Raw genomic sequence first — 11,726 nt, 5'->3', positions numbered from 1 at the left:
TCTGATGTTTCAAAGTACTAGGCGACCGCAGGGAGCGTAGTGACCGTACAAAGAATCACTGCGATTGGCACACTGAGTGAGACCTGCAACCCAGAAAACTGTACGTTGAGAAACGACCCAAAATCACAAGAAGGCAAGAAACAAGTTTACGCAGCACTCACAGCACAAATCAGCAAGTTTTGATTGGAGGATCATAATGAATCGACTATTTTCTTATGAAGGATGGTACTATCGGGTCTTTGCTTTTTTAGCAGATATGATCATTGTTAGTTTTCTCTTTATGATTCCAGCAATGACGCTGATTCTCGCAGGACCAGCATTGATCGCGCTGTATCAGACGATCGATCAATTGTACAAGGAACGGGATGTCCCGATTTGGCAACGATACAAGCAAGCATTCTTAAGCAACCTCAAACGTGGGCTCTTCTTAGAAGGTCTTGTTATTGCGTATGTGGCAGTCTTTGCTGGGTTGATCTATTCCTTGATGATGATTACACCTTACTTTGGTGTTCTAGCTGTGATCCTCGTCAGCTTGGCTGCGCTGTATCTTGTCGTGTTCGTCCTCTTGTACAGCTTGTTTACGCAATCATTGCAAGAAACAGCGAAAGAAACGGCGTATGCGGTTCTTAGCAGTACGGCGAATGCGATCATTTTACTGGTGATCCCAATCATTGTTTTTGTATTGTGCAGCAAAGTGAACCTATTCTTATTTGTTTGTTTAGGGATCTCAGGCTCAGCCTTTATCCAAGTGTTGTTTTTCAATAAAGTATTAGCGAAGGGGGAAGAGACAAATGACTGAATCCACAGCGACTGATCGATCCTGTTTTTGGGCTTCGGTCCAACAAGAACTTGACGCCCTTCCGCTAGCCTTTGAAAGAACCAAACAAGCACCTTTGCTGAAAGGGATCGATTGTTTTACGATTTCTTTTCAAAGTCTTGGTAATGAAACGATCTATGGGCATCTGCTGCTGCCAGAACAAGCGGCAGATTGTCCAATCGTGATTGATTTTTTAGGCTATATGAATCATGTGCAAGAACCGTTCCAATTCGCTCATTGGTTACTGATCGGCTGCGGCTGTCTTGTCATCGACAATCGCGGACAAGGAGGACGCACGCAAGATCAAGTTCCTTATGAAACCACGCAGCATGAAGCACCTTTTGGACGCGGCATCTTGAAAAAAGAAGATTTTTATATGAAGCGATTGGTCGCAGATAGTCTGCGCACACTAGAAGTCCTTCAACAGATACCGGAAATCGATCCGCAGCGCATTATTTTAAGAGGCGGCTCACAAGGAGGCGGCATCGCCTTATTGGTCAACGCATTAACGAACGTCCCGATTTTTGCGACGTTTGCCGATGTGCCAAGCCACTCCAATCTTGTCCATCGGATCGAACAGAAAACAGGAAGTTACCAGGTGATCCAAGAGTATATCGAACAATTTCCAGAAACGCGGGAAACGATCTATCAAGTCATGAGTTATTTTGATTTGAAGTATTTTGCTCATCGAATAACTGGTCCTGTTTATACATCGGTCGGCAGTGCTGATCCGATCTGTCCCATGGAAGATTTCTTCGTTTCCTATAAAAAGATTCCTGGACCGAAAGAATTGCGTATTTACTTAAATAAAGGGCATGGGGGCGGCGAAGCGAAACAAATCCGTCGTGAAATGCAGCAAATCACAAAATTACTCAAAGGAAATGAATGAAGATGAAAGTAGCAACCTACAATCTACGAGTCGATACCGACTATGACCAAGAATGGCAATGGCACTATCGATCGGAGGCGGTTTGCTCCTTGATCGATTACTACGACTGGGATGTTCTGGCGATCCAAGAAGCCCGACCTAGTCAATTTGCAGATTTAGCAAAGCTAGCGCAGTATGCTTCCGTCACTGCTGAACGTGACGGTGATGGCTTAGGCGAAGGCATCGGACTGTATTATCAAAAAGAGGCTTTCGAGTTATTAGCTTCAGGTTCGTTTTGGTTGTCATTGAAACCGACTGAACCAAGTATTCATCCAGAAGCTGCGTATTCACGATTATGTGTTTGGGCAGTCTTACAGGAAAAAAAGAATCCGCCGTTTCTTGTCATCACGACCCATTTAGATAATATTTCAGAAATGGCTCGTTTTGAAGGGATGAAAGTGATCTTTGAGCAACTGGCAGATCAGATCGAACGTTATCCAGTATTACTAATGGGCGACTTGAATGCGGAGCCAACGGAGCGGGTGCATCGGTATTTAGAGCAGCATTTTCAAAATGCCAAAGAACATGGGCAAAAGCCTCATCACGGACCCAAAGGCTCCTATCAAAATTTTATTTATACGTTACCATGGCAAGAATTAGAAGAAATTGATTATATCTATACGAAAGGCTTCACGGTGGTCAAAACCGCCTGTCTAACGGATTCTTGTGATCGTCGTTTTCCCTCCGATCATTTCCCTTTAGAAGCAGAAGTCCAATTTGAAGAAAGCAAAGGATGAATAAAAATGGAACAGCAGAAATTAACCGAACTACTTTCAGAAATGACCTTAGATGAAAAAATCGATCAGTTGCTGCAACTGGCAGCGGCTTTTTATTCAGATAAAGCAGAAGAGAAAACCGGCCCAATGGGCGACTTAGGACTGACACAAGAGAACATCAACAATGCGGGAACAACGCTAGGTGTTTCTGGTGCGAAAGAAGCGATCCGCGTCCAAAAAGAGTATATCGCCAATAACCGCTTGAATATCCCGACGATATTGATGGCGGATATCATTCACGGCTTTCGGACGATTTTCCCGATTCCATTAGGATTAGGCAGTTCATGGGATTTGGCAGCAGCGGAGAAGATGGCGGAAGTATCTGCCAAAGAAGCAGCTGTTTCTGGCTTGCATGTGACCTTTTCACCGATGGTGGACTTAGTAAGAGACCCACGCTGGGGCCGTGTCATGGAATCGACAGGGGAAGATCCTTACTTGAACAGTCGCTTCGCTGAAGCCTTTGTCAAAGGCTATCAAGGGGATGATCTGCGAACGGATTTCAACCGCGTGGCTGCGTGCGTCAAACATTTTGCGGCTTACGGTGCGGCTATCGGCGGTCGCGATTACAACACGGTCAATATGTCAGAGCGCCAACTGCGAGAAAGTTATTTACCAGGCTATAAAGCAGCCCTTGATGCCGGTGCCAAACTGGTGATGACTTCCTTCAATACAGTAGACGGCATTCCAGCAACGGCCAATCGCTGGCTCTTCCGCGATGTTTTGCGAGAAGAATTCGGATTTGAAGGCGTTGTGATCTCTGACTGGGCTGCAATCAAAGAAGTGATCGCTCATGGCGCAGCGGAGGATGAAAAACATGCCGCTGAACTAGCCATCAAGGCTGGGGTCGATATCGAGATGATGACGACTTGCTACACTGATAACTTGAAAGAGCTGATCGCAGAAGGCACCGTTGAGGAAGCCTTAGTCGATGAAGCGGTGCTAAGAATCTTGACCTTGAAAAATGAGCTGGGGCTATTTGAAAATCCATACCGCGGCGCTGATGAAGCCGCTGAAGCAGCCACTGTTTTGTCTCAAGAACACCGTGAGATCGCTAGCGATATCGCAAAGAAATCAATGGTGTTGTTGAAAAATGAAGGTGTCCTGCCGTTGCAGAAAACCGAAAAAGTGGCGATCGTGGGCCCAGGTGCTCACTCCCGTGATCTATTAGGGGCTTGGTCTTGGCAAGGGAAACAAGAAGAAGTAGTGACTTTAGTGGAGGGTGCTCAAGCATTGGGTGCGGATCTGTTGATCGGTCAAGAGCCCTTTGATTATTTTGCACCGTCTGAAGCGGCGATCCAAGAAGCGATCGAATTAGTGAAGGCAGCCGATAAAGTGGTCCTAGCACTAGGAGAGCAGGAATGGATGAGCGGCGAAGCTGCCAGCCGCAGCGACATTCGCTTGCCGCAAGCCCAATTGTCCTTGGTTGAAACCTTGAAAGAATACAACGAGCAATTGATCGTAACTCTTTATAACGGTCGTCCTCTTGATTTGCAAGGTGTGGATGCAGCCAAAGCGATCGTCGAGGCTTGGTTCCCTGGAACCGAAGGCGGAAACGCACTTGCTCAGATCCTGTGGGGAGAATACAATCCAAGCGGTCGCTTGAGCATGTCATTCCCAGAAACTGTTGGACAAGTTCCTGTGTATTACAACGTTGACAATACCGGTCGTCCTTATGAAAGTGCACCGGATGAAAAATATGTCTCAAAATATTTGGATGTCTCCAATTATGCCAAATATCCATTTGGGTTTGGCTTGAGTTATAGCCCAGTTGCATATTCTGCGGTGACGTTGGATCAGCCGACTATGACCAAAGATCAAACGGTCACAGCTTCCATCACGGTTACGAACCAAGGAACGGCAGCGGTCTGGGAAACGGTCCAATGCTACATTCGCGATTTAGTCGGTGAAGTGGTTCGCCCAGTGAAAGAACTGAAAGGCTTTAAGAAAATTTGGCTAGAGGCTGGCGAATCAGCAACCGTTCAATTTGAGATCACGGAAGAACTGCTGCGCTATGTTCACAGCAACCAACAAGCAAGCAGTGATCCAGGGAAATTCCACATCATGATTGGTGGGAACAGCCGAGACACCCAACAAACAACCCTGCAATTAGTTAGGTAAGATAGGAAGGTTTCTATGACGAAAAAAATAGTGATGAATAATGCAAATACGACCGTGACGTTTTTACCAAACGGTGATTTATATGAGATCCAAAGTCACGGTGTGATGATCAATCAGTTGAACGGAAATGCGCTAGATGGCAGTTTAAATCAAATCTATCTACGACTGCGTGAAGCGGGGGAATTGTCCTTTATTCCCTTGATCGGTTCAAATGCCGACAGTGCCTTTGCCTACTCAGACAAACAGCTGACCTGGACCGGGACGTATCAGTCCATCAATTACCAAGTTGATTTCCAATTGGCACAAGATTGCTGGTTCTGGCGGGTTCAATTGAGTGGTTCTGGGGAAGCGGAACTGGTTTACGGACAAGATCTTGGTAATGCCGCCAAAGGGGCTGTTCAATCCAATGAAGCCTATGTTTCGCAATATATCGACCATCATGTTAGCCATGATAAGGATCGCATCGTGCTTTCTTCGCGTCAAAATCAACCACAAAATGGTCAATTTCCATTGGTGGAACAGGGCAGCTTCCAAGCCTTAAAAGGCTTCTCGACGGATGGCTATCAATTTTTCGGTCGCAGCTACAAAGAAACAAATCAACCAGCTGCACTTAGCCAAGAAACGTTAGCCAATGAAGTGTATCAATACGAATTTGCCTATACGGCACTACAAACGCAATGGTTGACGGTAAGTGAGACGCCTACGGAAATCGTTTTTTACGCAGCGGTCAAAGCCAATCAAGCGACGGCAGTCAATGAACCGCAGTTTGCACTTGAAACGTTGAAAGAAACGTATCAAGCCTTGTCCTTCGACTCGTTGCAAGCAACGGCGCAGCCACGAAAAAACTTTGGTCAACCGCTCACAGGGCTGATATTTACCACAGAAGAAATCAACGAGCGATTTCCTCAGCAAGAAGCAGTGGAAAGCGTTGACGAACAGCTGTATTCCTTTTTTACCCCTGACTATCACCATGTCGTGTTGAAGGAAAAGGAAGGACAGATGGAACGCTCCCATGGACATATTTTGATGAGCGGACAAGATCTGATCGTCGATCAACCCATTTTGAGCACGACCGTTTACATGACGGGGATGTTTAACTCCCAAATCGTATTAGGCAATACGAACATGAACAAATTGTTTAGCAATAGCCGCAACTCATTGAATCTTTTCAAACGTTCCGGTCAGCGGATCTATTTGAAAGACGGCGATCAATGGCGGATTTTAACGATGCCATCTGTCTTTGAAATGGGCTTGAATTCGGCGACGTGGTACTACAAAACAGCCGATGATGTCATTCAAGTAACGACCTTCACGAAAGCAAATGGACGCACGATTGCAACCACCATCACTAGTGAACAAGGTCGTGCCTACACCTGGGCCATCACTAATCAATTTGTGATGGGGATCGATGAAGCGGTACCGACTGCTACCATTTCGCAAGATCAACAATTGCTCACCATCAAAGGAACAGCGGATTCACCGATTGCGGAAACTTATCCAGAATTGACGTATTATCTCCATGCGGCTCAACCTTTTGAACTGACCGATGAAACGATTTTCAATGTGGCAGCCGACGATAGCACGACCGTATTGACCTTTGCAGAACAGGCGACGGTTTCCTTCGTGATCCAAGGCACACTGACTGGTGAACCCTTTGTTTCCGAAACGTTAGATCGCCAGCAAGAAGACACTGCCTATACGGCCTTTGTCGATGATTTGTTGAATCAGTTTGAATTGAAACATTCGCAGGCAGACGTTGCATCCTTCAATCACTTGGCACGTTGGTACACCCACAATATGCTTGTTCATTACTTGTCTCCTCATGGTCTTGAACAGTACGGTGGTGCTGCTTGGGGGACTCGAGACGTTTCCCAAGGACCGACTGAGTATTTCTTAGCACTTAATCGTCCTGAGATGGTGGCGTCCATCATCGAGCATTTGTTTGAAAATCAATTTGCAGATGACGGCAACTGGCCACAATGGTTTATGTTTGATCGCTATGAGAAACAAAAAGCCGATGAGAGCCACGGAGATGTGATCGTCTGGCCAATGAAAGTCGTTAGTGAATATCTCGAAAAAACTAAAGATTTCGCGATTTTGGAAAAAGAACTGCCTTATACGGATCGCGCAACCTTCTTGAAAACCAAGACCAAAGCTTCGTTGTTTGATCATTTGAAAAAAGAAGTGGCGTATATCGAAGCGAACTTCTTGGAAGGAACGTACCTGTCTTGTTATGGTGATGGCGATTGGGATGACACCTTGCAGCCAAATAACAGTAAGTTGAAGAAACAAATGGCCAGCAGCTGGACCGTTGCCTTGACCTATGAAGTATTGAAAAAATTGGCCAGCCAGTTGCAGTCAGTTGACCCAGAGTATGCCAAACATTTAACAGAACTGTCTAAGGGCATCAAACACGACTTTGAAAAATACATGTTAGCTGATGGTACTTTGCCAGGATTTGTCTATATGGAAGATAGCGAGCACGTGGAACTGATGGTCCATCCGACTGACAAGAAAACCGGTATCCAATACCGCTTGCTGCCGATGCAGCAAAGCATGATCGGTGAGCTGTTATCTCCCGAACAAGCCGATCATCATGTGGCGATCATCAAGGAGCATTTGCAATTTCCAGATGGGGTGCGTTTGATGAATCGTCCAGCGACTTATGCGGGTGGTGTCAGCACCAATTTCAAGCGAGCAGAACAAGCAGCCAACTTTGGGCGAGAAATCGGTTTGCAGTACGTTCACGCCCACATCCGCTTTACCGAAGCGATGGCGAAATTAGGTCGTGAAGAAGAGACTTGGCAAGCGCTTGGGGTCATCAATCCGATCCAGATCGCTCAACGGGTCGAAAACGCGGAGATCCGTCAAGCAAATGCGTATTTCAGCAGTTCTGATGGCGATTTCAAAACAAGGGTTGAAGCCCAAGAAAATTTTGGTAAACTTAAGGAGGCAGCAGTCGGCGTCAAAGGCGGCTGGCGCATCTATTCTAGTGGTCCAGGGATCTATATGAATCAGTTGATCAGCAATGTGTTAGGCATTCGTACCTTTGTTGATCATGTTGAACTTGATCCTGTCTTGCCAGCGGAATTAGCAGGATTGACTCTGACATATCGACTCTTTGATCGGCCGGTCGAAATCGTCTATCATTCGGCAAGTACGCCGAAAGTATTGATCAACGGGGAAGAAATGTCCACTGAGTTTGCGGAAAACCGCTACCGTCAAGGTGCGTTTGTCCTGAAGAAAGCAGCGCTTTGCGCCCAATTAAACGAAAACCAAACCAATACGATCGATATCTATCGTTAAGAAAGGAGAAGCCATGGTAGGAATCAAAGATATTGCCCAAAAAGCGGGTGTCTCCATATCCACCGTTTCGTATGCATTGAATGGCAGTCCAAAAGTGACCGAGGAAACCCGCGCGCGGATTCAAGCGATCGCAAACGAATTGAACTATGTTCCGAACATGGCTGCTCGCACACTGAAACGCAGACAAACCAACATCATCGGTGTTTATCTCGCCGATTATGCCGGAAGTTTTTATGGGGAATTGCTAGATGGCATCAAGAAAGGGTTGGAACTTTTCGGCTATGAAATGATCGTCTGCAGCGGCAAGAAATCACACTTGTTTATTCCTGAGCGGATGGTGGACGGTGCCATCATTTTGGATTGGACGTTTCCAGCAAAGGAAATCGAGCAATACGCCCAACGAGGGCATCAAATCGTCGTGTTAGACCGTGTCTTGTCTCATGAAAACATCCATCAAGTCTTGTTGGACAATAAAGGAGGGGCGGCGCTGGCGATCGATCGCTTGATCGCTGGACAAAGCCAAAAAGTGTTTCTCTTAGCAGGGCCAGAAAAAGGCTACGACAGTCGGGAGCGGCTAGACGCTAGTACGAAAGAATTGACGCGCTTTGGTATTCCTTATGAAGTGATTCCTGGTGACTTCACGGAACCTTCTGGCTATCGCGCAGCAAAACAGCTCTTAGCAAATGATCCTCAGTTTCCCATTGATATCTTTGCCTTCAATGATGAAATGGCAATCGGAGTCTACAAATATGTCCGCGAGACCGACTATCGCATCGGAAAAGAGATCCGCATCATCGGGTTTGATAATACGGAATTAGGCGCTTTTGTGCAGCCGCGCTTAGCGACGATCTCCTATTCGAAACATCGATGGGGCATGGTGGCAGCTGAGAAAATAGTCCAATCGATCCAAGGGGAACCAGTGGCGGACGAGCATATTTATACCACTTTTGTGGATGGTGGATCATTTATTTAATTGATCCACTAAAGGAAAAATAGTTGAAAAATGAATGGTGAAATGGGGAGGATTTTATCTTACAGAACATACCAAAGCAATTGATGGAGAAAGAACTATTGAAAGAAGTAAACCAATTCAAAAGTTCCAGATGGATGTTAATGAGATCGCCGAAACTTTAAATCAGGCAACACTCAAGAACAAATCAGTAGCTATCTAAATTGAAGCGCATGATCGAGATGGGAATTACTTTCCTGATATAGTTGGCCATATTTAGGGGGCATGATGAACTAGAAATATATGTTGGTGGTAATAAGGTTGGCTATGATAAAATTAGGAATATTAAAATAGCTAACATAACCAAGTGGTCGGACAAAAGTAACCTCTTATAAAAAGTACTCACAAATTATTAAATTATATTAGCGATAATTATTTAAAGCTGCCTTTCTGATATAATAGTTTGTAAAGGAGTGCTAAGATGATTAACTTTTTAAAAGGCTTAAAAATAAGAATCCTATATATATATTCAATGATTTCGCTACTTATAGGTGTCTATTTAAGTGTAAATTGGATTCCTGTAAGCGTTGAAGGACTAAGCAAATCCCAAAAACAGGAGCTTTTAAGAGAAGGATCAATCAACTGGGAACTTGGTGTAGTTTTTAAGGTATTAGCCCTGATACTTTTCTTAGGTGCACTAGTAAAATCCATTATATATATCTTAAACAAAAAGAGATAAGCGTAAAGCTCATCTCTTTTTATACTATCTAGAAACTTCGTGGATCACTTCGATTTTATAAGGAATGATGAATCCTGCTCTTTGCATTGCGTAACAATAATTGTTTCCAAATCCCACCTCGAAGTTGCCATCATAACCATTTAGCTCCCATTTGAAATCAAATATATCCGTAACCTTTACTTGAGTCCAATAATTTCCATTGGCTTGTTTCATATAAGTTACTGTGTAACTAACTCCACGTAATGCTGTGTGAAGTTGGCCGCTTAGAAATGTATAACTTCCTGAGAAAGAACCAGATTTTTTACCTGTAGAAAATGCTTCTTTTTTAAGTCTAGAATAATAAGCGGTCATTAACTCCTCGCCGTCTACAGTCTTTGCCCAGCTATCGTTTTTATTAACATATGTCGAAGGTTTCCATGTTGGATTCCAATAGTAATTCTCAGCAGAAATAATGGCGTGCTTCATATAAGCAGCAGTCTGATTGTGACCTTTTTTCTTAACCATTGATATACCTTTATTGTATGCAGCAATTGCAGCCGCATAAACTGGATTTGCAGGAGTTACCGATGATCTAGCACCTATCTTAGACTTTGGTTCAACATAAAAAGGATCAACTGATTCGGCAACGTCCGCTTTATACTCTTCCAACAATGCATCTTGTTCGGCATCATAGGAATTTAAAACTGTTAAACTCTCATTTAAAGATGCGTTGAACTCTTCCGCACTATCAGAATCTTCAAACATTCTAATTACACCATCAATATAATCTCTATTGGACTCTTCATTGGATATTGCCTCATTAATTAATGATTGATTAGTTTCATCTATCTCAAAACCATTCTCATCTGCATAACCATTTATTTGACCAAAACTTAAAACTGATATACCAAACACTACACTAATTAAAAACTTCTTCATTGTTTTAATCTCCTTTTTAATTATTATTTTACTAACAAATTTAATATACCATAATATAATATATAAAAAACATTTTAAGTTATATTTATATCCTGACAATTTTGTAATATATAGGAAAGGATGTAAAATTGAACAAAGTTGAATACAATAATATGCAAGTAAATCTTCGTTCTTTGCGGCACAAACTTGATTTTCAATGCATAATATTCGTTATTCTGTATTATTAAAAAAGGAACATAATAGGGTATTTATGAAAAAAGTATAAAAATATTAGGGTTTATCTTGTTGGTTATAATTGGATTTGTAGGGGGCTATTTTCTATCTGTAGATCCAGCTAAAGACTTCTATGGTGATTGGTATGGTGTTGCTAACGAGGGGGAGGAGAGTTTTCTTTTAGAATAGATAAAGAAAAAAATAATCGATTATGGAAATGATGATTATAATTCACCTGGTTCTCCTTACATAGTGAAAAAGTCTGGAAATGGATTTTATATTGAAGTGTCTGATGATGAGCTAAAAAATATTTTTCCCGAATTAATAAACTTTAAGTATAAAAACAATATGACATTTTTCCTGAATGATGATGAAGAATCAATTGAGTACTTTGTGGCTATAGATGGTTTTTTGAATAATGTAAAACTACATAAAACATCCTTTGAAGATTCGTATAACAAAACCGAAGAGTCAACCTCACAAAGTCTAATAGCAAGTGAAACAGAAACTTTTTACAGTTCTATGCTTAATGAAACTCATTCATCAGAAACGACATCATCAATTGATTCTCCAAAAGTATCAGATCTAAGTGAAAAAATTGATTTATTTATTGCGAATTATACGTCAATTCCACCAGATTAGATTATGGAAAAGGAACTTGATGGAATTAGAATAAGAGCAACAAACTTTACTGCAACAAATGAAGCCGAGGCATCATCTATTCAGTATCATTTGCTAATGGAGAGGCAACATCTTGCAACGATGTATACGCACAAGTCATTGGAGAATAATAGCTATTTTCAATAGAGGCTAATATGCAAAAAGATAAATCTGAGCAGGATGAAACTCATTCTAGCTCAGATTTTTTTGAATATTACTTTCCTTGTTTTGTATTCATATTTGATAGAATCATTCATACCACTTATCGTCCTCTTAGTTTGTTTATTTTGTCCTGATTTAAT

At 42.8% G+C, this 11,726-nt stretch carries 11 protein-coding genes; 10 read left to right on the top strand and 1 reads right to left on the bottom strand.

The features are described from left to right. Nucleotides 1-39: 39 nt before the first annotated feature. The 9 genes from IAE45_RS08695 to IAE45_RS08655 all read left to right on the top strand — a co-directional run bounded on the left by IAE45_RS08695 (nucleotide 40) and on the right by IAE45_RS08655 (nucleotide 9,633). Complete coding sequence (locus IAE45_RS08695) at nucleotides 40-183, top strand: hypothetical protein (protein WP_186366366.1); 144 nt, start codon at nucleotides 40-42, stop codon at nucleotides 181-183. A 13-nt stretch (nucleotides 184-196) separates the two neighbouring features. Further along, on the top strand, nucleotides 197-799 hold the full coding sequence (locus tag IAE45_RS08690; RefSeq protein WP_144771022.1) for a DUF624 domain-containing protein: 603 nt from the start codon (nucleotides 197-199) through the stop codon (nucleotides 797-799). Further along, nucleotides 792-1,706 carry an acetylxylan esterase gene (locus tag IAE45_RS08685; RefSeq protein ID WP_194194948.1) on the top strand — a complete coding sequence of 305 codons (915 nt, stop codon included), beginning with the start codon at nucleotides 792-794 and terminating at the stop codon, nucleotides 1,704-1,706. The genes IAE45_RS08690 and IAE45_RS08685 overlap by 8 nt, the downstream gene beginning before the upstream one ends. Further along, nucleotides 1,703-2,482: an endonuclease/exonuclease/phosphatase family protein gene (locus IAE45_RS08680; protein WP_194194947.1), complete on the top strand. Its 780-nt coding sequence runs from the start codon at nucleotides 1,703-1,705 to the stop codon at nucleotides 2,480-2,482. Before IAE45_RS08685 ends, IAE45_RS08680 begins: the two co-directional genes overlap by 4 nt. A gap of 6 nt (nucleotides 2,483-2,488) precedes the next feature. Then, a complete protein-coding gene (locus tag IAE45_RS08675; RefSeq protein ID WP_140965131.1) occupies nucleotides 2,489-4,639 on the top strand; it encodes a glycoside hydrolase family 3 N-terminal domain-containing protein in 2,151 nt (716 codons plus the stop codon). Nucleotides 4,640-4,654: 15 nt separating this feature from the next. After that, the gene (locus IAE45_RS08670) at nucleotides 4,655-7,945 is read left to right on the top strand and encodes a GH36-type glycosyl hydrolase domain-containing protein (protein ID WP_200125841.1); all 3,291 of its coding nucleotides are present in this window, start codon (nucleotides 4,655-4,657) and stop codon (nucleotides 7,943-7,945) included. A gap of 13 nt (nucleotides 7,946-7,958) precedes the next feature. Beyond that, nucleotides 7,959-8,918 carry a LacI family DNA-binding transcriptional regulator gene (locus IAE45_RS08665; RefSeq protein ID WP_081118872.1) on the top strand — a complete coding sequence of 320 codons (960 nt, stop codon included), beginning with the start codon at nucleotides 7,959-7,961 and terminating at the stop codon, nucleotides 8,916-8,918. Between the two features lie 34 nt (nucleotides 8,919-8,952). After that, nucleotides 8,953-9,117: a hypothetical protein gene (locus IAE45_RS18875; RefSeq protein ID WP_016609543.1), complete on the top strand. Its 165-nt coding sequence runs from the start codon at nucleotides 8,953-8,955 to the stop codon at nucleotides 9,115-9,117. Between the two features lie 258 nt (nucleotides 9,118-9,375). Next, the gene (locus tag IAE45_RS08655) at nucleotides 9,376-9,633 is read left to right on the top strand and encodes a hypothetical protein (protein ID WP_008376271.1); all 258 of its coding nucleotides are present in this window, start codon (nucleotides 9,376-9,378) and stop codon (nucleotides 9,631-9,633) included. A 24-nt stretch (nucleotides 9,634-9,657) separates the two neighbouring features. Here IAE45_RS08655 and IAE45_RS08650 read toward each other — a convergent pair whose 3' ends face one another. Next, nucleotides 9,658-10,551 carry a hypothetical protein gene (locus IAE45_RS08650; RefSeq protein WP_200125843.1) on the bottom strand — a complete coding sequence of 298 codons (894 nt, stop codon included), beginning with the start codon at nucleotides 10,549-10,551 and terminating at the stop codon, nucleotides 9,658-9,660. Nucleotides 10,552-11,049: 498 nt separating this feature from the next. Here IAE45_RS08650 and IAE45_RS08645 point away from each other — a divergent pair, with 498 nt between their 5' ends. Then, nucleotides 11,050-11,406, top strand: a complete 357-nt coding sequence (locus tag IAE45_RS08645; protein WP_200125845.1) for a hypothetical protein — start codon at nucleotides 11,050-11,052, stop codon at nucleotides 11,404-11,406. Nucleotides 11,407-11,726 lie beyond the last annotated feature (320 nt).

It is taken from the genome of Enterococcus sp. S53 (genome assembly GCF_016516865.1).
Taxonomy (GTDB): Bacteria; Bacillota; Bacilli; order Lactobacillales; family Enterococcaceae; genus Enterococcus_D; species Enterococcus_D innesii.
The sequence above is the reverse complement of the archived record's forward strand: the minus strand, read 5'-3'. Positions and strand labels throughout refer to the sequence as shown.

Coding starts and splice junctions, on each gene's coding strand:
- IAE45_RS08690 (WP_144771022.1), top strand. CDS start 197: ATGAATCGACTATTTTCTTATGAAGGATGGTACTATCGGGTCTTTGCT.
- IAE45_RS08685 (WP_194194948.1), top strand. CDS start 792: ATGACTGAATCCACAGCGACTGATCGATCCTGTTTTTGGGCTTCGGTC.
- IAE45_RS08680 (WP_194194947.1), top strand. CDS start 1,703: ATGAAGATGAAAGTAGCAACCTACAATCTACGAGTCGATACCGACTAT.
- IAE45_RS08675 (WP_140965131.1), top strand. CDS start 2,489: ATGGAACAGCAGAAATTAACCGAACTACTTTCAGAAATGACCTTAGAT.
- IAE45_RS08670 (WP_200125841.1), top strand. CDS start 4,655: ATGACGAAAAAAATAGTGATGAATAATGCAAATACGACCGTGACGTTT.
- IAE45_RS08665 (WP_081118872.1), top strand. CDS start 7,959: ATGGTAGGAATCAAAGATATTGCCCAAAAAGCGGGTGTCTCCATATCC.
- IAE45_RS18875 (WP_016609543.1), top strand. CDS start 8,953: ATGGTGAAATGGGGAGGATTTTATCTTACAGAACATACCAAAGCAATT.
- IAE45_RS08655 (WP_008376271.1), top strand. CDS start 9,376: ATGATTAACTTTTTAAAAGGCTTAAAAATAAGAATCCTATATATATAT.
- IAE45_RS08650 (WP_200125843.1), bottom strand. CDS start 10,551: ATGAAGAAGTTTTTAATTAGTGTAGTGTTTGGTATATCAGTTTTAAGT.